This window comes from Rhodococcus sp. FW305-130 (genome assembly GCF_058788335.1).
The window spans coordinates 16,438-40,882 of sequence record NZ_JBYTAP010000016.1 but is presented as its reverse complement, the minus strand read 5'-3'; the positions used below and the strand labels follow the sequence as shown (position 1 = coordinate 40,882).

At 63.1% G+C, this 24,445-nt stretch carries 19 protein-coding genes and 1 tRNA gene; 9 read left to right on the top strand and 11 right to left on the bottom strand.

Annotated features, from left to right (window positions below; all coding sequences use genetic code 11):
• Window positions 1–8: 8 nt before the first annotated feature.
• The 4 genes from thrC to argS are packed head-to-tail and all read right to left on the bottom strand — an operon-like array spanning window position 9 to window position 5,468.
• Window positions 9–1,091, bottom strand: coding sequence for a threonine synthase (thrC, locus tag AC3WQS_RS30905; protein ID WP_003941280.1), 1,083 nt, complete (start codon window positions 1,089–1,091; stop codon window positions 9–11).
• The gene (locus AC3WQS_RS30900; RefSeq protein WP_007726192.1) at window positions 1,088–2,401 is read right to left on the bottom strand and encodes a homoserine dehydrogenase; all 1,314 of its coding nucleotides are present in this window, start codon (window positions 2,399–2,401) and stop codon (window positions 1,088–1,090) included. The genes thrC and AC3WQS_RS30900 overlap by 4 nt, the downstream gene beginning before the upstream one ends.
• Window positions 2,398–3,819 (bottom strand): diaminopimelate decarboxylase, encoded by a 1,422-nt coding sequence (gene lysA, locus AC3WQS_RS30895; protein WP_019749182.1) that lies wholly within the window; start codon window positions 3,817–3,819, stop codon window positions 2,398–2,400. Before lysA ends, AC3WQS_RS30900 begins: the two co-directional genes overlap by 4 nt.
• Window positions 3,816–5,468 (bottom strand): arginine--tRNA ligase, encoded by a 1,653-nt coding sequence (gene argS, locus AC3WQS_RS30890; RefSeq protein WP_492712865.1) that lies wholly within the window; start codon window positions 5,466–5,468, stop codon window positions 3,816–3,818. Before argS ends, lysA begins: the two co-directional genes overlap by 4 nt.
• 216 nt (window positions 5,469–5,684) lie before the next feature.
• Between argS and AC3WQS_RS30885 the strand changes: the two genes are divergently transcribed.
• On the top strand, window positions 5,685–6,512 hold the full coding sequence (locus AC3WQS_RS30885) for a thioredoxin-like domain-containing protein (RefSeq protein ID WP_021334274.1): 828 nt from the start codon (window positions 5,685–5,687) through the stop codon (window positions 6,510–6,512).
• A 4-nt stretch (window positions 6,513–6,516) separates the two neighbouring features.
• On the top strand, window positions 6,517–7,236 hold the full coding sequence (locus AC3WQS_RS30880) for a DUF305 domain-containing protein (RefSeq protein WP_020908298.1): 720 nt from the start codon (window positions 6,517–6,519) through the stop codon (window positions 7,234–7,236).
• 38 nt (window positions 7,237–7,274) lie between these two features.
• Here the strand turns inward: AC3WQS_RS30880 and AC3WQS_RS30875 are convergent, their stop codons facing one another.
• On the bottom strand, window positions 7,275–9,644 hold the full coding sequence (locus AC3WQS_RS30875) for a phosphoketolase family protein (protein ID WP_264613040.1): 2,370 nt from the start codon (window positions 9,642–9,644) through the stop codon (window positions 7,275–7,277).
• Window positions 9,645–9,887: 243 nt separating this feature from the next.
• Here AC3WQS_RS30875 and AC3WQS_RS30870 point away from each other — a divergent pair.
• From AC3WQS_RS30870 to AC3WQS_RS30855, 4 genes are all read left to right on the top strand, one after another.
• A tRNA-Arg gene (locus AC3WQS_RS30870) sits at window positions 9,888–9,963 on the top strand.
• Window positions 9,964–10,052: 89 nt separating this feature from the next.
• Window positions 10,053–10,979 carry a LysR substrate-binding domain-containing protein gene (locus AC3WQS_RS30865; protein WP_020908299.1) on the top strand — a complete coding sequence of 309 codons (927 nt, stop codon included), beginning with the start codon at window positions 10,053–10,055 and terminating at the stop codon, window positions 10,977–10,979.
• A 128-nt stretch (window positions 10,980–11,107) separates the two neighbouring features.
• On the top strand, window positions 11,108–12,436 hold the full coding sequence (locus tag AC3WQS_RS30860; protein WP_355335497.1) for an MFS transporter: 1,329 nt from the start codon (window positions 11,108–11,110) through the stop codon (window positions 12,434–12,436).
• Window positions 12,437–12,438: 2 nt separating this feature from the next.
• Complete coding sequence (locus AC3WQS_RS30855) at window positions 12,439–14,331, top strand: FAD-dependent monooxygenase (protein ID WP_492712869.1); 1,893 nt, start codon at window positions 12,439–12,441, stop codon at window positions 14,329–14,331.
• Between the two features lie 73 nt (window positions 14,332–14,404).
• On the opposite strand, the gene AC3WQS_RS30850 is transcribed toward AC3WQS_RS30855, so the two are convergent.
• Entirely contained in the window at window positions 14,405–15,934 is a 1,530-nt protein-coding gene (locus tag AC3WQS_RS30850) for an MFS transporter (RefSeq protein WP_020908302.1), read from the bottom strand.
• Window positions 15,935–16,019: 85 nt separating this feature from the next.
• On the opposite strand from AC3WQS_RS30850, the gene AC3WQS_RS30845 reads away from it, so the two are divergent.
• Both AC3WQS_RS30845 and AC3WQS_RS30840 read left to right on the top strand, forming a co-directional pair.
• Window positions 16,020–16,394: a MarR family winged helix-turn-helix transcriptional regulator gene (locus AC3WQS_RS30845; protein ID WP_133729323.1), complete on the top strand. Its 375-nt coding sequence runs from the start codon at window positions 16,020–16,022 to the stop codon at window positions 16,392–16,394.
• Window positions 16,395–16,630: 236 nt separating this feature from the next.
• Complete coding sequence (locus AC3WQS_RS30840; RefSeq protein WP_019749192.1) at window positions 16,631–17,782, top strand: N(5)-(carboxyethyl)ornithine synthase; 1,152 nt, start codon at window positions 16,631–16,633, stop codon at window positions 17,780–17,782.
• Window positions 17,783–17,791: 9 nt separating this feature from the next.
• Here AC3WQS_RS30840 and AC3WQS_RS30835 read toward each other — a convergent pair whose 3' ends face one another.
• The 5 genes from AC3WQS_RS30835 to AC3WQS_RS30815 all read right to left on the bottom strand — a co-directional run bounded on the left by AC3WQS_RS30835 (window position 17,792) and on the right by AC3WQS_RS30815 (window position 23,160).
• Window positions 17,792–18,163 (bottom strand): nuclear transport factor 2 family protein, encoded by a 372-nt coding sequence (locus AC3WQS_RS30835; RefSeq protein ID WP_042952314.1) that lies wholly within the window; start codon window positions 18,161–18,163, stop codon window positions 17,792–17,794.
• Entirely contained in the window at window positions 18,160–19,314 is a 1,155-nt protein-coding gene (locus tag AC3WQS_RS30830; RefSeq protein ID WP_019749193.1) for a 3'(2'),5'-bisphosphate nucleotidase CysQ, read from the bottom strand. The genes AC3WQS_RS30835 and AC3WQS_RS30830 overlap by 4 nt, the downstream gene beginning before the upstream one ends.
• A complete protein-coding gene (gene cysC / locus AC3WQS_RS30825) occupies window positions 19,311–21,155 on the bottom strand; it encodes an adenylyl-sulfate kinase (protein WP_019749194.1) in 1,845 nt (614 codons plus the stop codon). The genes AC3WQS_RS30830 and cysC overlap by 4 nt, the downstream gene beginning before the upstream one ends.
• The gene (gene cysD / locus AC3WQS_RS30820; protein ID WP_019749195.1) at window positions 21,155–22,081 is read right to left on the bottom strand and encodes a sulfate adenylyltransferase subunit CysD; all 927 of its coding nucleotides are present in this window, start codon (window positions 22,079–22,081) and stop codon (window positions 21,155–21,157) included. The genes cysC and cysD overlap by 1 nt, the downstream gene beginning before the upstream one ends.
• A 143-nt stretch (window positions 22,082–22,224) precedes the next feature.
• Window positions 22,225–23,160 (bottom strand): helix-turn-helix domain-containing protein, encoded by a 936-nt coding sequence (locus tag AC3WQS_RS30815; RefSeq protein WP_256065374.1) that lies wholly within the window; start codon window positions 23,158–23,160, stop codon window positions 22,225–22,227.
• Between the two features lie 116 nt (window positions 23,161–23,276).
• On the opposite strand from AC3WQS_RS30815, the gene AC3WQS_RS30810 reads away from it, so the two are divergent.
• Window positions 23,277–24,443: a hypothetical protein gene (locus tag AC3WQS_RS30810; RefSeq protein ID WP_021344867.1), complete on the top strand. Its 1,167-nt coding sequence runs from the start codon at window positions 23,277–23,279 to the stop codon at window positions 24,441–24,443.
• Window positions 24,444–24,445 lie beyond the last annotated feature (2 nt).

The window sequence follows — 24,445 nt, the reverse complement described above, 5'->3', positions numbered from 1 at the left end:
CACGGACACTATGCAAGCTCGAGGGCAGCCGCGACGGCAACGGGATCGACACCGATCGGCTCGACGTTCGGCATACCCTTCAAAGCCGTGTCAGGATCCTTGAGACCGTTACCGGTCACCGTGCACACGACGGTCAGGCCCGGCTCGAGCCAGCCCTCTGCGCGTGCGGCGAGCAGGCCGGCGACACTGGCTGCCGACGCCGGTTCGACGAAGACGCCCTCGGTGGCGGCGATCAGACGGTAAGCCTCGAGGATCTTCTCGTCGGTGGCGGCACGGAATGCACCGTTCGACTCTTCCTTCGCGGCGACAGCGCCGTTCCAGGAAGCGGGGGAACCGATTCGGATTGCAGTAGCGATGGTTTCGGGGTCCTTGACGGGTGCGCCGTTGACCAGCGGAGCCGCACCGGCTGCCTGGACGCCGAGCATGCGGGGCTTGACCGTGGTCAGACCGTCCGCGTAGTACTCGGAGTATCCGCGCCAGTACGCGGTGATGTTTCCTGCGTTTCCGACCGGGAGAGCGTGCACGTCGGGAGCCTTGCCGAGCACGTCCATGATCTCGAATGCCGCGGTCTTCTGACCCTCGATGCGCACCGGGTTGACGGAGTTGACGAGACCGATGGTGGGGAATTCCGCCGTGGTCTTGCGTGCCAGCTCGAGGCAGTCGTCGAAGTTGCCCTGGACCTGAATGATCTTGGCGCCGTGCATGACTGCCTGTGCAAGCTTGCCCATGGCGATCTTGCCCTGCGGGATGAGTACGGCGCAGGTCATGCCTGCCTTGGCTGCATACGCAGCGGCCGAGGCGGAGGTGTTGCCGGTGGACGCGCACAGAACTGCGCGCTGGCCACGGGCCAAGGCGTCTGTGACGGCCATCGTCATACCGCGGTCCTTGAAGGAACCGGTGGGGTTGAGACCCTCGACCTTGAGGTAGACGTCGCAGCCGGTGATCTCGGAGAGGTGGCCGGCCGGCAGGAGCGGGGTGCCGCCTTCGCGCAGGGTGACGGTCTTCCAATTGTCACCGATCGCGAGACGGTCCCGGTATGCCTCGATGAGACCCGGCCATGCCTTGTGGACGGGGTTGACGATGCCGGTCATTGTTCAGTGCCTTCCAGTCGCAGCACGCTGGTCACAGCGGTGACGAATTCGAGTTCGTTGAGGGCCGCCACGGTCTCGGAGAGAGCCGCGTCGGTTGCTACATGAGTGACGACCACCAGACGCGCGCCGGCGCCGGCGCCCTCCTGGCGGACGACGGAGATGCTCACGCCGTGCTTGGCGAACTCGGCGGCGACTGCGGACAGCACACCTTCCTTGTCCGCGACCTCCATGTTCACGTAGTAGCGCGTGAGGATGTCGCCCATCGGGGCGACCTTGAGCTTGGCGTACTTGGACTCGCGGGGGCCGCGGCCGCCGTGAACCTTGTTGCGCGCCGCCATCACCAGGTCACCCATCACCGCGGAAGCGGTGGGGGCGCCGCCAGCCCCCTGGCCGTAGAACATGAGCCGGCCGGCGTTCTCTGCTTCCACGACAACGGCGTTGAACGCGCCGTTGACCGAGGCCAGCGGATGGCTGAGCGGAACCAGCGCCGGGTACACGCGAGCGGAAATCCGCTCCTTGCCCTTGGGCGTGACGATGCGCTCGCAGATCGAGAGCAACTTGATCGTGCAGTCGAGTGCCTTCGCCGACGCCAGGTCGGCGGAGGTGATCGTGGAGATTCCTTCGCGGTACACGTCCGCGGCAGTGACGCGGGTGTGGAACGCGATCGACGCGAGGATCGCAGCCTTCGCCGCGGCGTCGTAGCCTTCGACGTCCGCGGTCGGGTCGGCTTCCGCGTATCCGAGGCGTCCGGCTTCGGCGAGGGTCTCCTCGTAGTCGGCGCCGGTCTCGTCCATCGCGGAGAGGATGAAGTTGGTGGTGCCGTTCACGATTCCGGCGACCTTGTTGACACGGTCTCCGGCCAACGACTGTGTGAGCGGGCGGATCACGGGGATCGCACCGGCAACAGCGGCCTCGAAGTACAGGTCGACAGAGTTGGCCTCTGCAGCCTCCGCCAATTCACCGGTGTGGTCCGCGAGCAGCGCCTTGTTGGCGGTCACGACCGACTTACCGGAGTTGAGGGAAGAGAGAATCAGCTTGCGAGGGAGCTCGATTCCACCGATCACCTCGACCACGATGTCGACGTCGTCACGACCGACCAGGGACTCGGCGTCCGTCGTCTGCAGTTCCTCGGGAATTCCGCGGTCCGAACCGATACGACGGACGGCAACTCCCCGCAGTTCCAATGGGGCGCCGACGCGAGCTTCGAGTTCCTCGGCCTGCTCACGAATGATCCGGACGACCTCGCTCCCGACGTTGCCGAGGCCGAGAACGGCCACACCGATAGCGCGATGCGCCGATTCGCTCGTCACTGCGATACCTCCAAGCTGAGCAGATCTTCCACTGTTTCCCTCCGCAGAATCACGCGTGAGACTCCGTCACGCACCGCCACCACGGCTGGGCGGGTGAGCAGGTTGTACCTGCTCGACATCGAATAGCAGTATGCACCGGTCGCTGCTACCGCTAGTAAATCACCGGGCCCGACGTCCTCGGGCATCCAGGTGTCCCGAATGACCACGTCACCGGACTCGCAGTGCTTACCGACGATACGTGCAACGACGGGATCAGCCTCGGAAGTTCGCGAAACCAACTTGGCTTCGTACTCCGCACCGTAGAGGGACGTGCGGATGTTGTCGCTCATCCCGCCGTCGACGCTGATGTAGCGGCGTGTCAGCGAGCTACCCACCGTGACGTCCTTGATGGTGCCGACCTCGTAGAGCGTCACCGTGCCAGGTCCGGCGATGGCGCGGCCGGGTTCGACGGCAAGCGTCGGCTCCGGCAATCCGGCCAGTGCGGACTCGTTGCGCACGATGTGGCCGAGCTTTGCTGCCAGTTCGTCGACGGGCGGCGGGTCGTCGGAGGGGATGTACGAGATCCCCATGCCGCCGCCGAGGTCGATGATCGAAATCTGCTTGGTCTTCTCGACTCCGAACTCGGTGACGACGTCGCGGAGTAAACCGATCACGCGGTGCGCTGCCACCTCGAAACCGTCGACGTCGAAGATCTGCGAACCGATGTGGCTGTGCAGGCCGACCAGTCGCAAGTTGTCGGCAGCGAAGACGCGACGGACCGCGTCGATCGCGGCTCCCCCGGCCAGCGAGAAACCGAACTTCTGGTCCTCGTGTGCGGTGGAGATGAATTCGTGGGTATGCGCTTCGACGCCGACGGTCAGGCGGATCAACACGTCCTGAACGACACCGGCCTCACCGGCGACACGATCGAGTCGGTCGATCTCGATCGCCGAGTCGAGCACGACGTGTCCGACGCCCGCGGCGACACCGGCGGCCAGTTCGGCGACTGACTTGTTGTTGCCGTGCATGGCAATTCGCTCGGCCGGGAAGTCCGCGTGCAACGCGATCGCCAGTTCGCCGCCGGAGCAGACGTCGAGCGAGAGGCCTTCGTCGGCGACCCAGCGTGCGATCTCGCCACAGAGGAATGCCTTGGATGCGTAGTGCACCTTGGCATCCGGGCCGAAGGCGCGGGCCATGTCGCGGCAACGCGAGCGGAAGTCGTCCTCGTCGATGACGAACAGCGGGGTGCCGTACTTCTCGGCAAGTTCACCGACCTTGACACCCGCGAGGGTCACTTCACCGTCGTCGCCGCGAGAAGCGTTGCGCGGCCACACCTGCGGTGAGAGTTCACCGAAGGCTTCGGGGCTGGCAGGACGGTCGGGCAAGCCGGGGGCCTGCAACTGCTCGGCATGCTTGGGGCCGGCGGGGTGCGCGTTCACATTTGCTCCGGTGCGGTGACGCCGAGCAGTTCGAGGCCGTTGGCCAGGACCTGTCGGGTGGCGGCGCAGAGAGCCAGACGCGCGCGGTGCACGTCGGTGGCGTCTTCGTCGCCTTGCGGAAGGATGCGGCACGCGCCGTAGAAGCGGTGGTACGCACCCGCGAGTTCTTCGAGGTAGCGGGCAATACGGTGCGGCTCACGCAGATTCGCCGCGCTCGACACGACGCGTGAGTACTCGCCGATCGTGCGGATGAGGTCACCCTCCTGCTCGACGGTGAGCAGGGCGAGGTTGCTCGCGTCGGCGGACAGACCGAGGTCCGCGGCGTTGCGAGCGATCGCCGAGAGGCGTGCATGCGCGTACTGGACGTAGTAGACGGGGTTCTCGCTGCTGGTCTTGGTCCACAGGTCGAGATCGATGTCGATGCTCGAGTCGACCGACGAGCGGATCATGACGTAACGCGAGGCGTCGACGCCGATTGCCTCGACCAGGTCGTCGAGGGTGATGACGGTGCCTGCGCGCTTGCTCATCTTGACGGCAGTGCCGTCCTTGACGAGGTTGACCATCTGGCCGATCAGCACCTCGACGGTGTCCGGATCGTCGCCGAATGCGGCCGCGGCAGCCTTGAGACGGCCGATGTATCCGTGATGGTCGGCACCGAGCATGTAGATGCAGAGGTCGAACCCGCGGGCGCGCTTGTTCTGGAAGTAGGCGATGTCACCGGCGATGTAGGCGGCGTTGCCGTCGCTCTTGATGACGACGCGGTCCTTGTCGTCGCCGTAGTCGGTGCTCTTGAGCCACCACGCACCGTCTTCGTGGAAGAGGTTGCCCGAACCCTTGAGGGATTCGACGGCCTTCTCGACCGCACCGGATTCGAAGAGCGAGTTCTCGTGGAAGTAGACGTCGAAGTCGACGCCGAAGTCGTGGAGGGTCTGCTTGATGTGCGTGAACATCAATTCGACGCCGATGGCGCGGAAGGTTTCCTGCTGCTCGTCGGCGGGCAGCTCCATGACGTCGGGACGCTGCTTCAGAACCGAGGCGGCGATGTCGGCGATGTATGCACCGGCGTAACCGTCTTCCGGAGCAGGTTCACCCTTCGCTGCAGCGATCAGTGAACGCGAGAAGCGGTCGATCTGGGCACCGTGATCGTTGAAGTAGTACTCACGTGTGACCAATCCACCCTGCGCGGACAGAATGCGTCCGAGCGCGTCTCCGACTGCAGCCCAACGGGTTCCACCGAGGTGAATCGGTCCGGTGGGGTTGGCCGAGACGCATTCGAGGTTGATCTTCTTGCCGGCGAGAGAGTCACCCGAGCCGTACGACGCACCGGCTTCGAGAACCGACACGACGATCGCGCCCTGGGCGTCCTTGTCCAACCGAATGTTGAGGAAGCCGGGTCCGGCGATCTCGGCGGATTCGATTCCGTCGGCAGCGGTGAGGGCTTCGGCGATCCAGCCCGCCAGCTCGCGGGGATTAGTGCCGACCTTCTTGGCTACCTGCATGGCAATGTTGGTGGCGTAATCGCCGTGCTCGGGGTTGCGTGGTCGCTCGACGGTAAGGGTTTCGGGCAGCACGGATACGTCGAGGCCACGATCGGCAAGGACGCTCGCTGCGGTTCCGCGGAGCAGTTCGGCAAGGTCAGCTGGAGTCACAGGTATTCATCCTATTGCCTGCACACCGGAAGTGGAGACTCGCCTCACGCCTCGCTCTCCGTGAACGTGCGCGGGGCCGCTGTGGCGTGTCGCACGCCACTCTCAAAGTTTGCCCTCAGACTCGGAAAGTACAGTGGTAATGCCCGAGCTACCACCGCGTACCTTCATGCGCGGGCGCGCCACACCTCAAGCCCACACACCGAAAGAGCCCAATCGATGCCAAGCGGTTCCGATAGTCGCGGTCCCAACAAGAACTCCGGGGCCAAATCAGCCAAGGCCATCAAGGCCGCCAACAAGAACAGTCGGCCGGCCAAGAAGGGCAAGGGCGGCGTCCCCGCTCCCCGCCAGATCCCCTGGCTGTCGATCGGCGCCGGTGTGGCTGTGCTCGCACTCATCGCCGTGCTCGGTATCAATCTGTGGCCCAAGGTCGAGGAGCGGCAGGCCCTCGAGCCGTACAAGTACAGCTCCGAGAACAAGGATCCGTCCGACAAGATCGACGGCGTCCTCAAGATCGAGTACCCGGCCGGCCAGCACGTCGATTCCACTCAGCGCGTGGCGTACGACCAGACCCCGCCGTTCGGTGGCCCGCACGACGCCACCTGGGCGAACTGCACCGGAACCGTGTACGCCGACCCGATTCGCACCGAGAACGCCGTCCACTCGCTCGAGCACGGCGCCATCTGGATCACGTACAACCCCGATCTCGTCGACCAGGACCAGATCGACAGCCTCGCCGGACGCGTCAACGGCAAGTCCTACATGCTGATGTCGCCGTTCCCCGGCCAGAGCAGCCCCATTTCTCTGCAGTCGTGGGGCCATCGCCTCGAGATCGACAAGGCCGACGACGATCGCATCGATCAGTTCATCACCGCGTTGAACCAGAACCCGAACGTCTACCCCGAGGTCGGAGCGAGCTGCACCAACCCGCTGTTCACCCCGTCGACGTCGCCGTTCGATCCGACGCCTCCGGGCGCCGACGCCATCCAGATGGACGGCACGGGCGCTACCCCGGCCACCGACGAGCAGATTCCCGCCGGTGGATAGTCCGGTGAATAGTTCAGAGACCACCGATCAGCCTTCGAAGCCGAGTCAGCGCACCGCACTGCTGATCATCGGTCTGATCGGCGCGATCGCCGTCGGTTTTGCCCTCGGCGCACTGACCAACCTCCTCGGACCCGATGCGAAGTCGTCACTGACCGTTCCGGCCTCGGATTCGGTGGACGTGGGCTTCGCTCAGGACATGAGCGTGCACCACAGCCAGGCCGTCGACATGGCGTCCATCGCCCTGACGAAGTCCACGGACAACGATGTGCGCACGCTGGCGTTCGACATCTTGACCACGCAGCAGAACCAGCTCGGTCAAATGCAGGCGTGGCTGACCATGTGGGATCAGCCGCTGTCCAAGGTGGGCCCGTACATGGAGTGGATGTCGTCGGATTCGGGCTCCGGCCACGGATCGCACGGGACTTCGGCCACGATGGACATGGCTCATTCCGGCCCGGTCGACACCATGCCCGGCATGGCGTCCCCCGAGGACCTCGCGGCTCTCCGCGCGGCGGAAGGCCTGCAACTCGACACCTTGTTCCTGCAGTTGATGCTTCGTCACCACGAAGGTGGGCTTCCGATGATGGAGTACGCAGCTGCCGACGCCACCGAGGGTCCGGTGCGCAGCCTGGCACAGACCATGGTCAACACGCAGCAGAGCGAGTCCAAGCTGATGACCGACATGTTGGCAGCTCGCGGCGCAGCGCCGCTGCCCATGAACTGAACTGAGAACTCAGACCCAACTGGGCCTGGTCCTGAATTTCAGGACCAGGTCCAGTTTTCTACCTCCGGCATGTCTTCGAGGTGCTCGACGATGTAACGCGAGTGCTTTTCGAGCTGTGTGCGGCAGAACTCCGCCAACTCGGACGCCCCGGCCGGCCGACGCTTGGAGCGTCGTAGCGCCTCGATCACCAGGTGGTAGCGGCTCATCTTGTTGAGGACAACCATGTCGAACGGTGTTGTGGTTGTTCCCTGTTCACTGAATCCGCGAACGTGGAAGCGTTCGGGACTCGGACGCCCGTGAATCAGTTCGTGCACCGCACGCGAGTATCCGTGGAATGCGAACACGACGTCGGTCTGCGCGGTGAACAGATCGAGGAAGACCCTCTCCCCGAATCCGTGTGGATGCTCGGTGGGGGTCAGCAGGGCCATCAGATCGACGACGTTGACGACGCGGGTGATCAGTTCGGGTGTGTGATCGCGCAGCAACTGTGCAGCAGCCAGGATCTCCTGCGTCGGCACATCTCCCGCGGCGGCCAGGACCACGTCCGGTTCCTGTCCGCGAGCTTCGGTTCCGGCCCATTCCCACACCGAAGCTCCCGCCGCGCAGTGCTCGTGCGCCTGCTCGAGCGTGAGGTACTGCAGATGCGGTTGCTTGTCCACGACTACCAGGTTGACGTGGTCGGTACTACGCAGGCAGTGGTCCGAGATCGAGAGCAAGGTGTTGGAGTCCGGCGGTAGCCACACGCGGATCACACTGGGGGCCAAGGGAATAACGGCGTCGATCATGCCGGGGCCCTGATGACTGAATCCGTTGTGATCGTTGCGCCAGCACGTACTGGTCAACAGCACGTTGAGCGAAGCGACGGACGCCCGCCACGGCAGGTCGACGGCATGTTGGAGCCACTTGGCGTGCTGGATGAGCATCGACACGCTCACCATCGCAAATGCTTCGTAGCTCGCGAACATCCCGTGTCGACCGGACAACAGATAGCCCTCGAGCCAACCTTCGCAAAGGTGCTCGCTGAGGACCTCCATGACACGACCGTCCGCGGACAGCCCGTCGTCGTAGTCGGTGATCGGCAGTTGCCAGCAGCGGTCGGTTGTCTCGAACACGGCGCCGAGGCGATTGCTCGACGTCTCGTCCGGACAGAAGAGTCGGAAGATCCCGCCGCTGTCCTCGGTTTCCGTGGCGGCGTAGATGTCGCGCAGAAGCTCGCCGAGAACTCGTGTCGTCTCGTGGAAGGTCGAACCCGGGGATTGGATGGGAAGCGCGTACTTTTCGAGCGGCGGCATCGGGAGATCGACGCGAAGTCGCCCACCGTTCGCGTAGGGAGTGCTCCCCATGCGTTTGTCCCCCGCCGGCGAGAGCGCCGCCAGTTCCGCGGCCAGTGATCCGTTGGCGTCGAACAACTCGTCCGGACGGTACGACCGCATCCACTCTTCGAGTTGCCGCAGATGCGATTCGTTGGTTCGCACGCCGGACAACGGCACCTGGTGCGCACGATGTGTGCCCTCGACCAAGATTCCGTCGACGGTGTGCGGACCGGTCCATCCTTTCGGCGTCCGCAAGACTATTGCCGGCCACGAACCCGTCCACTCGTCGCCGCGGCGTGCGGCACCCTGCATCTCGCGGATCTTCTCGTGTGCCTGCGAGATCGCTTGATACAACTGAGGAAACACGACGTCGGGGTCGTCACCGGAGACGACGATCGGCGCCCACCCCTGGCCGCCGAGGTAGGCCTGAATGTCCTCGTCGCTGCTGCGCCCGTACACGGTCGGGCCCGCGATCTTGGCGCCGTTCACGTGCAGGATCGGCAACACCGCGCCGTCGCGTCGTGGATTGAGGAACGCCGGGAGCTTCCACGAGCCGGACAACGGCCCGGTCTCCGCTTCGCCGTCGCCGATCACACAGGCCACCACGAGGTTCGGATGATCGAAGGCAGCGCCGGCCGCATGTGCAAGGGCGTAGCCGAGCTCGCCGCCTTCGTGGATGCTTCCGGGTGTCTGCACACTCACATGGCTGGGCACTCCGCCGGGAGCCGAGAATCGCCGACACATCCGGTGGATACCCTCGGCGTCGTCCGAGACTTCCGGATAGATCTCCGAATACGTTCCCTCGAGATACGTCGACGCGACCAGCGCCGGGCCGCCGTGCCCCGGGCCCGTGACGTACAGCCAGTCAGCATCAGTGGCGACGATGTGCCGATTGAGGAGCGTGTAGATCATCGACAGGCCAGGGCTGGTCCCCCAGTGTCCGAGCAGTCGAGGCTTGATGTGCTCGGCTCGCAACGGTTCCCGCAGAAGCGTGTTGTCTTTCAGATAGATCTGCGCAACGGTCAGGTAGTTGGCCGCTGCCCACCACTTCAGGTCGAGCGCGAGCTGGTCTTCGGAATAGTGGTGATCGGTCATCAACGACTCCCGTACCTCACGAGGGTGCCCGAGCAGTCCGCCCGAGCCTGTGCTCAGAGCCGAGCCTAGGCGTAAAAAGCATCCGAGTCAGTCGGTACAGATGATTCGACGACCATGGTCCCCGGCCGCATCCTCGACTGCCTCCCGCGACGACGCCATGCCGAGACGGGTGCCGGTTTGGTCTTGGCCCCCCGTGATGCGCTACGCTAACGCAGCCCAATCGGCACACCGAAAGTTCGGTGCGCCCCCGTAGCTCAGGGGATAGAGCGTTCGCCTCCGGAGCGAAAGGTCGCAGGTTCGAATCCTGCCGGGGGCACCACGAAGACGCAGGTCAGCGATTGATCGTCGACTTCTCCACGGTGCCGCACCAAAATATTCAGGGCAATCTATCCGACTACTGTCGATCTCATGCCTCGCATCGATCCTGCTCCCACGTACACGATGCGTCAGCTGGCTGCGTTTGTCGCGGTAGCCGAGACCGGGACGATCAGCGCCGCGGCCGAGCGCTTGCACCTCTCCCCCTCCGCCCTGTCCGCGTCGCTCACCGAACTCGAACGCGCGCTCAAAGTTCAACTGTGCGTTCGCCGTCGCTCATTCGGCATTCAACTGACCCGCACCGGTGAATCCGTTCTGGTGCGCGCCCGGGCGCTACTTCAGCAAGCCGGGGAGCTCGAATCCGATGCGCTCGGAACCGGCGGAAGCGTGTCGGGGCCCATCGCGATCGGTTGCTATCCTGCTCTGGGGCCGACGGTATTGCCGTCGATGATCGCCGGGTTCACCCGTGAGAATCCCGACGCGCAGGTGGAGTTCCGCGAGGACACTCAGAATCGGCTCCAGACACATCTCGAGAACGGCGAGTTGGACCTCGCGATCGCTTACGACCTGGACCTGTCTCCACAATTGCGCACAGTTCCGTTGGCCATCCGCGAACCCTTGATCGTCCTGGGTGCAGAACACCCACTCGCGCGGTCCGAGCGACCGATCCATCTTCCGGACCTCGCGGAACACCCGATGGTTCTCCTCGACGCGCCGCCGAGCACCAAACACGCGCTCGACGTCTGCCGCGCAGGCGGATTCATCCCGAAGGTTGCATACAGAACCGCGAACTTCGAGACGGCGCGGGCATTTGTCGGCCGCGGACTCGGCTGGACGCTGTTACTCCAGCGCCCCAAGATGGACGTCACGTACGAGGGGCTCGAGGTAGTCGTCAAGACCATCGCTTCCCCTGTCGTGCCGTCGGTGCACGTAGTTCTCGCGTGGCACCAGAACACTCGCCTCAGCCGCGTGGCACGCGCTTTCATAGAATTCGTTTCACCCTCGGAACCTGCCCAATAGTCCCACTACCAGGCAGCGGAGCTAGTTCCACGCATTTTCCGTGCAAGAACCTCCAATTCTTTCGCTTTTCAATTGTTGTGGCGCACGTCATTGTTTCTTCAAGCCACATTCATCTCGAAAGGCACTTCATGACCTCCATCGCCTCACCGACCGCTACGCGCACCGCCGCGACGGTCAAGGCGCGCAAGGCCGCCCTCGGCAGCTTTGTCGGCACCGCCATCGAGTGGTACGACTTCTTCATCTACGGCACCGCCGCCGCGCTCGTGCTCGGCAAGCAGTTCTTCCCCGGCACGTCCGATCTGGCCGGCACCCTGGCCGCCTTCGCCACCCTCGCCGTCGGATTCGTCGCGCGTCCCATCGGCGGAATCGTGATGGGCCACTTCGGCGACCGCATCGGACGCAAATCCATGTTGGTCACCTCGTTGATGCTGATGGGCTGCGCCACCGTTGCCATCGGCCTGCTACCCAACTACGCCGCCATCGGCGTCTTCGCCCCCATACTCCTGGTGACCTTGCGATTCGTTCAGGGACTCGGTGTCGGCGGCGAGTGGGGCGGCGCAGTTCTGGTCGCAACCGAAAACGCACCGGAGGGCAAGAAGGGGCTGTACGGCAGCGCACCACAAATCGGTGTTCCCGCAGGCGTACTGGTGGCCAATCTCGTCTATCTCCCCCTCGCCGCCTTCATGGACGACGATGCATTCAACTCCTGGGGATGGCGAATCCCGTTCCTGCTCAGCGCAGTTCTTGTGGGCGTTGCGATGTGGATCCGTCTCGGCCTCGAGGAAAGTGACGAGTTCACCGCTTCGAAGTCCGAAGCACCGGCGGAGTCCATGCCGATTCTCGAGGTTCTCACCAGACACTGGAAGACAGTGCTCCTCGCCGGTGGAACCTTCATCGCCACCAACGGAATTGCGTACGCGTACATGGTTTACGTGCTCAAATACGGCGAGACCGAACTCGGCTTCAGCAAGACCACGATGCTCTTCCTCCTCATCGCATCCTGCCCGTTCTGGATGGCGGGAATGGCTTTCAGCGCTCACAAGTCGGACACTCTCGGACGCCGAACCGTCTACATCCGCAGTTCGATCGCCCTGGTAGTGGCGGCAGCGGTGTTCTTTCCGCTGATCGACACGGCGATCGTCCCGGTGATGCTCGTATCGATGATCGCCCTCGGCTTCACGCTCGGCTGCTGCGCCGGCCCACAAGCGGCGCTGTTCGCCGAATTGTTCCCCGCACACATCCGCTACAGCGGAGCGTCACTCGGCTACCAGATCGGCGCAATCCTCGGCGGCGGTCTGGCCCCGATGATCGCCACCGCGCTCTACGCCGCCTTCGACACCTCGTTCGCCATCACCGTCTACTTCGTGATCATTGCCGTGATCAGCTTGGTTTCCATCCTGCTACTCCCGGAACCTCAACTGATCCCGAAAAACACTGCCGCACAGAAAGCCTCGTGACCATGTCGACCTACTTTCATCCGAAGAAGTACGCCCCCGAGGACTTCGCTTCCCTGGCGCCTTCGGCCGACGCACTTCCCGTCGTGATCGTCGGAGCCGGCCCAGTCGGCATGGGCGTAGCCATGGGCTTGGCGCAGCGCGGCATTGCCGTCACGATTCTCGAAGCGGCCGATCAGGTCTCGTTCGGCAGTCGCGCGATCTGCGTGTCACGGCACAGCCTCGAAGTTGCCGAACGCCTTGGTTTCGGTGCCGAGCTCGACGACATCGTTCTGCCGTGGGTGGGTGGTCGGAGTTACTACCGCGATCAGGAAGTACTGCAGTTCCGGATGGCATCCGCCGAGCACGACGCGCGCGGACCCATGGTCAACGTCTCGCAATCCGAGTTCGAACAGATCATGACCGACAAATTGCTCGCCCACCCACTGGTGAACTTCCACTGGTCGTCGTCGATCGCCGGCACCTCCGGCGGTGACGACGAGGTAACTCTGACCGTCGACACCGCGTTCGGAACCCGCGAACTGCGTGCGGCGTGGGTCGTGGCTGCCGACGGTGGACGCAGCAAGATGCGCGAACTCAGCGGAATCCGCTTGCAGGGCAACAGCTACGAGGGCAACTACGTCATTGCCGACATTCATTGGGAATCGGAACTCCCGGCCGAGCGTCTGGTGTGGTTCGACGCACCCAGCAACCCGGGCTCCACGATCATCATGCACCGCCAACCACGGGACATCTGGCGCATCGACTACCAGCTCGACGCGTCGGACGATCCGGAGGCGGAGACGCAAGAAGATCGCATCCGTGACCGCATCACGCGTCACCTCGAATGGCTCGAGAGCGACATCCCCTGGACCCTGGAATGGTTCGGCTTCTACCGCGCCCATGCACTCGCCCTCGAAGATTTCACTCACGGCCGTGTGCTCTTTGCCGGCGACGCCGCGCATCTCGTTCCGATCTTCGGTGTTCGTGGCCTCAACTCTGGCATGGAAGATGCCGAGACCCTGGTGTGGCAACTGGCGGCCGTCATCAACGGAGCTGCCGATACCGCCATCCTCGACGCGTATTCGAAGGAACGTCGTAGCGCGTGGCAGCAGAACGTCGACAATGCAGGCAAGTCGACGCTCATCATGTCGCCCGGCAGTCATGGATACCGGACCACCCGCGACGCCGTACTCGAACTCGCCACCAAGCGAAGCGAATTCGCGCACCTCATCAACCCGCGCCAGTCGAGTGCAACGCACGCCCGTCTCTCGCCGCTGACGTGGCCCACAGCTGCGGGCACCGAGGGCGTACTGCCCGGGGATCCGCTGGAAGACAGAGTCGTCCAGGTCTCGGCGGACGGTTCGAAAACCTCCTTGAACAGTCTGCGCGGTACTGGATTCGGCCTGCTGGCTTTCGGACTGTCAGCTGAGCTGGTATTCGAACTCGACACGCAAGCCGAGATTCTCGCTCAGGCCCTTGCACCGGAAACCGTACGGGTGATCACCGCGGGAACTAACGACTCCACGATTCCCGATGCCGAAGGCAATCTCGCATCTGCCCTCGGTGCTCGTGTCGGCGAGATCTTCGTGATTCGGCCCGACGGATTGGCGCTCTGCCGCATCAGCGATCCCACGCAATTGAACGACGTGGCCAAGCACCTCACCGCCGGCACTGCGCCGACGCACTTCGATACGGCACAGTCGGCGACAACTGCGGTGATCGACGACGAGGGCCACCGCGAGCACGTCTGGTTGGCACTGTCGAACGCACTCGACCAGGCTGATCCGTCCGACCGCGAAGCCATGTTGGTGCGCCTTGCCTTGATTCTCGGTTCGCAAGCTACGTCGACGAGTTTCGACGCAGCCCTGAAAGACGCAGCCCCGAAAGACGCAGCCCCGAAATCTGCCACCCGATAGTTCAGACACAGCAACTCGGCCGCGCAGGATTGTCTCCTGCGCGGCCGAGCGCATTCGCGGATGAAGCAAGTATTCAGTTGACCTCGGCCAGTTCCTTTTCTTCCTCAGCGCGCCTTTCACGCACGGATCTTCCCCGCAGCGACCTGCCACGTACCAGCGGCGAGACGGTGATCGCCAAGCCCACCAGCGCGACTCCGGTAACCAGGATCAGTCCGGGATGGAACTGTTCGAATCCGGCGGTACCGGCACCGGATGCGGTGTGCGATCCGGCGGTCACGAGGGCGGTAGTGAGAGCGAGTACGAGCGCCGCACCGACCTGAGCGGACGTGTTCACCAGCCCGGACGCCAAACCCTGCTCCGAGTCGTCGACACCCGAGGTGGCCTGGGCCATGATCGAGGTGTAGCCCAACGCGAATCCGAGTCCGAGCAGGATGACGCTCGGCAGAATCGCCACGACGTACGACGGTGAATCGCTGCCCGCGAAGAGGAACCAGAGGTACCCGACGCTGAGCGAGGTCAGTGCCGCGATGATGAGCTTGGCACTGCCGTACAAGTCGACCAGCCGTCCGACGAACGGCGATCCGAAGGCGACGATGATGCCCGCGGGGAGCAGTGCCATCGCCATCTTCAGGGGCGACCAGCCGAGGGCCGACTGCAGGAAGATCGTCATCATGAACTGGAAGCTCAGGTAGGAACCGAAGAGCGCGATGATGGCCAGATTCGCACGAACGATGGTGCCGACGCGCAGAAGCCCAAGTCGCACAAGCGGATGCGCCACCTTCTTCTCCACGAAGAAGAACGTCGCCAGAAGCACGGCAGCGACGGCGAACGAACCCAGCGTCATCGGGTGTGCCCACCCACGGGTCGGAGCCGAAACCATCGTGTACACCGTCAGAAGCATTCCCGTCACCAGGGTGACGGCGCCGACGAGGTCGTGTCCCCCGGCATCCGCGGGACGGTCCCGCGGAATGAGGAAGTACCCACCGATCAGCGCGATGACGGCAAACGGAACCGGCATCAGGAACGTGAATCGCCAACCGGCACTGGTCAACAGCCCACCCAGGATCAGGCCCGACGAGTAACCACTGGCGCCGAACACGGAGAACACCGAAAGCGCACGGTTACGGGCCGGACCCTCTTTGAACGTCGTGGTGAGAATGGACATTGCAGTCGGCGCAGTGAAGGCCGCCGCCAGTCCCTTCACGAATCGTGATGCGATCAGCAGTGTTCCGTTGTCGACAAGGCCACCGACCAGCGAAGCGATTGCGAACACGGTCAGCGCGATCAGGAAGACCTTCCTGCGCCCGAGAAGATCGGCGGTACGTCCACCGAGTAGCAACAAGCCGCCGAATCCGAGGACGTAGCCGTTGATGATCCACTGCAGCGAAGTAGTGGACAGGCCCAGTTCGTTGCCGATGGACGGTAGAGCGACGCCCACCATCGACACATCGAGACCGTCGAGGAACAACACGAGGCAGAGCACCGCGAGGATGCCCCACAGCTTGAGGGACCAGCCCTCTCCTGTGGCCGGATCCGTGGATTCCGTAGAACCCGGGGATTCCGGCGAATCGAATGGTTTGAGTGTCGAGTCTGTGCAAGTCACGTCAGCGAGAATAGATGCACATGCACTTAATGCACAAGCATTTAATGCAATTGCACGTAATCGAGTCTTCAACTAGAATGCGGTCGTGACGTCGGAATCGGAATTGCGCAACACCTGGCGCTCGTTGTCGACCAGCTACAACGACATCGCGTGCGAACTCGATCGCCAGATGCAGTCGGCGCACGGCCTGAGTATGAGCGACTTCGAGGCCCTCGACCGACTCATGGACACCTCGTGTGAGCGTCCACGGATGCAGGATCTGGCTTCGGAGATGTACCTGAGTCCCAGTGCGCTCTCCCGCAGCGTCGCCCGCCTCGAGAAGGCCGGACTGGTTCAGCGAGCACTGTGCGAGGCTGACCGGCGCGGAGTCTTCATCGACGTCACCGACAAAGGTCGTCAAGTACACACGGATGCCAGCAAAATTCAACTGGCCGTGCTGGATTCACGCCTGCGCGAGTAGTAGCCCTACGTCGGAGCAGCACCGCACCTCGCCCGGCCGCCGGGCGAGGACCGTTCAGGACTAGACTGAACACATACCGGCGCGCCTTTCTGTTGCCGTCGGCGATCGACAGCAGCGCAGCCGGCACGCCTTCACGCGATCCTGGCCGAGGCAATCTGCCAGCGTTCCTGCGGCTTCTGCTAGTCCCTCAGGCGCCTGCCTGACATCTCTACCTGCTCCTATCGAGAGATACACAATTGAACAACGCACGCACCCTTGGAGTCATCGGACAGTCGAGCAAACCGGCAGAACGCCGGTTGCCGATCCATCCCGCGCATTTCGATCGCATCGATGCCGAACTACGTTCTCGGATCTACCTCGAAGAGGGTTACGGCCACCCCTTCGGCTACTCCGACGACTACCTCTCGCGTCTGGTGGCCGGAATCCGCACGCGCAAGCAGATTTTGGCGGAAACCGATGTGGTTCTGCTACCGAAGCCGTTGGTGCGTGACCTCGCCGAACTACGGTCGGGTCAGGTTCTCTGGGGCTGGCCGCACTGTGTCCAGGACACCGAGCTGACACAGATCGCGATCGACAAGAAACTGACTCTCATCGCCTTCGAAGCGATGAACTTCTGGCACAGCGACGGATCGTTCAATCTGCACGTGTTCCACAAGAACAACGAGTTGGCCGGCTATTGCTCGGTACTGCACGCCCTGCAGTTGATCGGTTCCACCGGAGACTACGGCCGCCGTCTCACTGCTGCCGTGATCGGTTTCGGTGCCACTGCACGCGGCGCTGTCACTGCACTCAAGGCGCACGGTATCCACGAAGTGGACGTACTGACTCAGCGCGGCGTCACCGCCGTCAGCTCCCCCATCCACTCGGCGCGAATGGTCTCGTTCGACAACAACAACGGCGACGTCCGCGGCAGCCATGTCATGCTCGACAACCACAGCGTGCCGGTACCGGGCTTCCTGGCCGAGCACGACATCGTCGTCAACTGCGTACTGCAGAACACGGATGCCCCGCTGACGTTCCTGACCGAGGAAGATCTCATGGACTTCCAACCCGGAAGCCTCATCGTCGACGTCTCGTGCGACGAAGGCATGGGGTTCAGCTGGGCTCGTCCCACCTCGTTCGCGGATCCGACCTTCATCGTCGGCGACAACATCACTTACTACGGCGTCGATCACAGCCCGTCGTACCTGTGGAACTCCGCGTCGTGGGAGATCAGCGAATCACTTCTTCCCTACCTGCCCACTGTGATGGCAGGAGAGACGGCCTGGAAGGCAGACGAGACCGTCGACCGCGCCATCGAAATCCGTGACGGCGTCATCGTGAATCCCGCCATTACGCGTTTCCAGCACCGTTCGGCGGACTACCCGCACGCTGTCATCGCGGAATAGGCGCCCCGATCAGGCCTGGCCGGCTGCCGCGTTGATCGGTGCCATGTCGAAATAGTCGCGCCAGGCTTTGATCTTTCCGTCCTCGACTTCGAATACCCCCATGACCGGGAGCGCTACCTCGGCGCCGTTGATGGTGAAGACGTCGACGCGCTCGTTCATGACGGTGTTGCCGTCCGCGACCTGACGCTTGATCTGAAAGTCGATGTTGCCGAAGGCACCGACAAACTGCTCGATGAACGCCCGGACGGCCTCGCGACCGACCACGGGCTCCATCGGAATGTTGTGATAAACGACGTCATCGGTGAAGTAGTCGACGATCTTTGCAACATCGGCGGCCGCCCACAGCGCGCAGAAATCGGTGATCAGCTTGTCCGATGTCATTGTGTTCCAGCCTCTTTCGAATCGTTTTCGTAGGGTTCGATGATTGCCAGGATGCTTTCGATCTCACCTGCCGGTATCCCGAAGTACTCGGTGACGAAAACTGTGACGGCCGGTGCCTGGCCAGGTGTTCCGAGGTCGAGCAGATACCGCGCGACGACGCTCTCGCCCCACTCACGCAGCGCGAGTTCACGTATCGCCACGATTCCGCGATATTGCTGCCCCTGTTCGAGCTCGTTGCTGATGAAAGCGCCGGTGTCACCGGTTCGCTGACCGTTCTCGACTCGCCAGGCGTCAGCGGCGAATCGGACCTTCGTTGCGTCGTGAGTGAGCAATGCGTTCACGTATTCACGCGCCATGGCGACGCGCCCACTGACCGCAGACTCCGTGGAGTGCTTGGCAATTGCACCCAGGATCGACTCAGCCAACTCCGGTCGGCAGATCACGAGATCCGGAAGGTAGGGATGAGATTCGTTGTAGAGCAGCGGTGAACCGTCGATGCGGCTGCAATGCAGCCCGGCCGCCTGTGCGACGCCGACGGGTGCAGCCGAATCCCATTCCCACTGCCCACCGGCGTGCAGGTAGGCGTCGACCTCGCCTCGCACCACCGCCATCGCCTTGGCGCCGGCCGATCCCATGTGCACCACGTCGGCGCCGAGTTCGGCGGCCACCGCTTCGGTGAATGCGGGCGGTCGCGATCCGCTGACTACTACGCGGAGCGGCGAATTCGCGGGAACCGAATCGGCCTCGTCGCCACTGGAGTACACCGCTCCGAGCGCCGGCTGAGCAACCGCGGCTGCGGTAATTCCGCTACCGCGCTCCCAAAGCGCCACGTGCACTGCCCAATCCGCGTGATCCGGCAAGCCGTATTCCTTGGAGCCGTCCAGCGGATCGATGATCCAAACCCGGGATGCGTCCAGACGATTGCGATCATCGGCAGACTCCTCCGAGAGCACGGAATCCTCCGGCCGCTCGGCGGCCAACCGGTCGAGGATGTAGGAATCGGCGGCCTTGTCGCCCCGGCGACCCAGCTCACGACCGTCGTCGACACCCAGGCCCTCGGCTCGGATCCCCAGGAGGATCGCACCAGCGGCCTGCGCCAATTCCGCCGCGAGTGCCTCGTCGGCGATTCTGCTGTGTGTGGATTCGCTCACCGGTCCAACACTTCCATAATTCGCAGCGCAAGTTCGGTAGGCGTTCCGTCTTCGGGTCTGATCACCAGCTCGGCACTGGCTGGAGCCTCGTACGGATCGTCGACTCCGGTGAAACCCTTGATTTCCCCGGCCCTGGCCTTGGCGTACATACCCTTGGGGTCTCGGGCTTCACATTGCTCGATCGGGGTGTCGACGTAAACCTCGACGAACTTCAGCCCGGCGGCCTCGTGAGCCGCCCGCACTCGATCACGATCTTCGCGGTACGGGCTGATCAGGCAGGCCACTGCCACTGCACCTGAATCAGCGAACAACTGCGCCACCGAGCCGACTCGGCGGACGTTCTCAGCTCGGTCCTCGGCACTGAATCCCAGATCCGCGTTCAATCCGTGCCGGAGGTTGTCGCCGTCGAGGCGGTACGCCGGGATACCCGCGGCCACCAAGCGGCGTTCGAGTTCGACCGCGATCGTCGACTTGCCAGAGGCCGAGAGACCGGTGAGCCAGACGGTGGCGCCGGCGGTCGCACGTTCCTCGCGAGAAACCTCCGCACTGTGCCAGACGACGCGCGATTCCTTGAGTGTCGGACCGTTGATCATTCCGGCCGCGACGGTATTGCCCGTGGTCTCGTCCACGAGGATGAAGCTGCCTGTCACGCGGTTGCGGCGGTAGGGATCGAACATCAACGGCTGCTGCGTTTTGATCGAGATGCGACCGATCTCATTGAGGGACAGAGATTCTGCCTTCTCGTCGCGGTGCAGAGAATTGACGTCCAGGCGATAGTCGAGCTTGACGATCTGCGCTTTCGTGGAGCGCGTGGTGTGCAGCAACGAGTAGCGGTTGTTCTCCGACAGGGTGGTCTGTTCAGTCAACCAACAGACCATCGCATCGATTTCCTGCCCGACCTGCGGCCGGTTGTTGAGCCGACACAATTGGTCCCCTCGGCTGACGTCGAGATCGTCGGCCAGCTCGATGCAGACGGCCGAGGGCGCAAACGCCTCGTCGATCACGTCACCGCCCGGCCCGTGGACTGCCTTCACCGTCGAGGTGAATCCTGAAGGCAAAGCCACGATTTCGTCGCCGGGTTTGAAGACGCCACTGGCAACCGTTCCGGCGTATCCCCGGAAATCGTGGAGGTCGGCATCCGTTTGCTTCTGCGGACGGATCACGTACTGCACCGGGAAACGCGCGTCGATCAAGTTGCGATCCGAAGCGATGTGTACCTGCTCGAGATGGTGCAGCAGAGAAGGCCCGTCGTACCAGGACATGTTCTCGGTCCGGGCAACGATGTTGTCCCCCAACAGCGCCGACACCGGAATGAACGTCAGATCGTGGACGTCCAGTTTGATCGCGAATTGCCGGAATTCTTCCTTGATCTCCTCGAACCGTTCCTGAGACCAGCCCACGAGGTCCATTTTGTTCACACACAGCACGAGGTGGGGTATCCCCAGGAGAGTCGACAAGAAAGCGTGCCGTCGCGTCTGTTCGAGCACACCTTTGCGTGCGTCCACCAGGATCAGGGCAAGGTCGGCCGTCGAAGCGCCGGTCACCATGTTGCGGGTGTACTGCTCGTGCCCGGGTGTGTCCGCGATGATGAACTTCCGGTGTGGGGTCGCGAAATACCGGTGGGCGACGTCGATCGTGATGCCCTGTTCACGCTCGGCGCGCAATCCGTCGGTCAGTAGCGCGAGGTTGGCGTACTCGTCGCCGCGTTCTCGACTGCTCCGCTCCACGGCCTCGAGTTGGTCCTCGAAGATCGACTTGGAGTCGTAGAGCAACCGGCCGATGAGTGTTGATTTCCCGTCGTCGACACTCCCCGCTGTAGCGACTCTCAGCAGTTGCGGCATCAGAAGTACCCCTCTTTCTTACGATCTTCCATGCCAGCTTCGGAAATCCGGTCATCAGCTCTGGTTGCGCCACGCTCCGTGATACGGCTCGCCGCAACTTCTTCCACGACAGCGGCCGGTGTTTCGGCCGACGATTCGACGCATCCGGTACACGTTGCGTCGCCGACCGTACGGAAGCGCACCAACGCCTCGTAGGACTCCTCGCCGGCGCGAAGCTCGAGGAAGCGGGTGCGTGCCAACAACATTCCGTCGCGCGGAACGACTTCGCGACGATGGGCGTAGTAGATGCCGGGAAGGTCGATCCGTTCCTTCTCGATGTACTGCCAGATGTCGAGCTCTGTCCAGTTGGAGAGCGGGAAGATCCGAATGTGTTCACCCTTACGGTGTTTGCCGTTGTACAGGTTCCACAGTTCAGGTCGCTGTACCTTGGGATCCCACTGCCCGAACTCGTCCCGGAAGCTGAACACCCTCTCTTTGGCGCGCGCCTTCTCCTCGTCTCGGCGAGCACCACCGAACACGGCGTCGAACTTGTTGTCGCGAATTCCGCGCAGCAACGCGTGCGTCTGCAGGCGATTGCGACTCGAACCGACTCCGGTGTCCTCGATGACGCGTCCGGCGTCGATGTCGTCTTGCACACTGGAGACGACAAGACGCAGGTTGAAGCGATCGACCGTGCGGTCGCGGAACTCGATCACCTCGTCGAAATTGTGACCGGTGTCGACGTGCATCACGGCGAACGGCAATGGAGCAGGCCAGAATGCCTTGGCCGCTACGTGCAGCATCACGACGGAATCCTTACCTCCGGAGAACAGGAGGACCGGCTTTTCGAAAGTCGCTGCGACTTCGCGGAAAATATGGACCGCCTCCGCTTCGAGTGCCCGCAAATGCGACAACTCGTAGGCGGGCGGGGTCTGGAGTGTTGCCATGTCTTTCGCTCCTGAGCATCACGTACTCCGTGCGGAACACCATTTCCGCATCGGTACATTTATGTACCGGACTGGTTCTAAATTGAACGCAATCACAGAATAGAACTCGTTCTACCCAAAGGTCAATGACCGGCAATCAGACGTCACAAACCGCGAACCGGACTCCGGCCACCAACTTCCGCCGTCACCGCATCCGCCGCCGCAACCAGCGCCACAGCCCTTCGCTCGATCTCGGCGCCCGTAATCGCCCCGCCCACATAAAGTGTCAGCACAAGGGCCTGATGCCCTTCGGCGTCGTAGGTCGGGGCCGCGATGAGACTGACGGGATGCTCGTCGTCAGAGCTGATGTCGCGCCCGAGGTACACCCTCTCGCCCAGGCTCGACACCATCTCCCCGAGCAGTTCACGCACCTCCGGCGGAAGATCGTGCGTCGCAACGCCCGCCATCAACGTGTGCAGTCGCTGCCCGACTGGATCCAGACTCTCGACCAGATACCCCGCAGCGCGACACTCGCGGACCACGTTCCACAGACGCTCGCGATCCAAGCGCACCGGCAGGCTCGGCTCTTTGCCCAGCCAACTGTCCATGTCGTGATCCGAACCCCAGAGGACGTACATCAGTCCGACCGGTGGAGCGAACGGGTACACCTGACCGACCTTGGCAGCGCGACGCGCTCCGATCGGTCCGGTCACTTCGAGAACGCTGATCTGATCACCGATCACACCGGACGCCGTGCACGTCGTTCCGAACTCCGTGCTCACTTTCTCCAGATGGGTGCGGGCAATGGGTCCGACGGCAAATCCTCGCTGAGCTGCACGTCCGGCCGCGATCAAGGCCGGACCGAGCCCATAGGTCTTCGACACCTCGTCCCGAGTCAGGTATCCACGATCAGCCAGCGCCGTGAGGATTCCCAGGCAGGTGGGCTTGCTGATCTCGAGCGCGCGGGCCAGTTCCGACAGCCCGAACCGCTGATCAGGGCGGCCGACGAGGTAGTCGAGCACCTGAACCACCCGTTCGGTGGGAGGCGATTGCCTCCCCCGCGGGCGTCCCTCTTCAGGCGTCTTCTCCGGTCCACCCATTGACCACTCCCTAGAACGCGTTCTATTGTCGAAATACCCAACATCTACCAAATAGGTACATATTTGTACCACGACGCTCTGGACCGGCGACATAGTCGGAACTGTGAGGAGCCAGCGTGCTGACGGACCCGTTTGCCGAGGCGATCGCCGAAGCCGAGAAATTGATCGAGACTGCGCCGCACATCAGATCCGAACAGGATCTACTGGAGGGATACCAATATCTGGCCGGCGGAATCATCGCGACGACGCATGCCGCCTGGGCCAGCGAAAAGACCCATCCGAGTTTCATCCAGGGCACCGGACCATTCACCAAGATGGGTCTCGACAACCCGGACACCCTCTACTTCGGCGCCCGTATCAACGACGACAAGGAATACAAGGTCACCGGAAAGCGCGGCACCACAGCCGATCTCAGCTTCCAGGTGTTGAGTGGGAACTACACCAACTCCAACGTTCCCGGAAGCGAAATCGCCTTCGACGACCGCGAGCTGGAGATAGACGACGACGGCAACTTCGTCGCTTGGTTCGGCCCTGGCCCCGCCGACGGCCGAGCCAACTACTACACCCTGGCCCCTGGATCCTCGCAGCTGGTCGTTCGCGAGGTCTACAGCGACTGGAGTCAGCAGCGCGGCGTGATCCGCATCGAGCGCACCGATTCGATCGGGATCGCGCCGCCACCTCTCACCGCCGAAGAGACCGAGAAGCGTTACGCCCGGGCTGGGAAGGCACTGGTCACGCGGGTCAAGACGTGGCTCCAGTTCCCGGAGTGGTTCTACCTCAAGCTCACGGTCAACACCATGACCGAACCACGCCTGACACCGGGCGGGCTGGCAACGCAGTACTCGTCGGTGGGACATTACGAACTCACCGACGAGCAGGCGATGATCATCACCGTTCCCGCCTCCGACGCACCGTATCTCGGCTTCCAACTCGGGAGCCTCTGGTACATCTCACTGGACTACGTCAATCATCAGACCTCCCTCAACAACGGCCAGGCACAGGTCGATCCGGACGGGATGGTCCGAATGGTGGTCAGCGAGAAGAACCCCGGTGTCACCAACTGGATCGAAACCGTCGGACATCCGCGCGGCATTCTGCAGTTCCGTTGGCAGCGCGTGTCCCGCGAGCTGACGCCGCAGGACGGTCCCGCCGTCGAAATTGTCGCCGTCGCAGATATTGCGAAGCACCTGCCGCATTTCGACACCAACACCATCACCGCCGAGGACTGGGCAGCGCGCATTGCCCAGCGCCAGGCCGCCATCGACAACCGAATGCTGGGGTAATC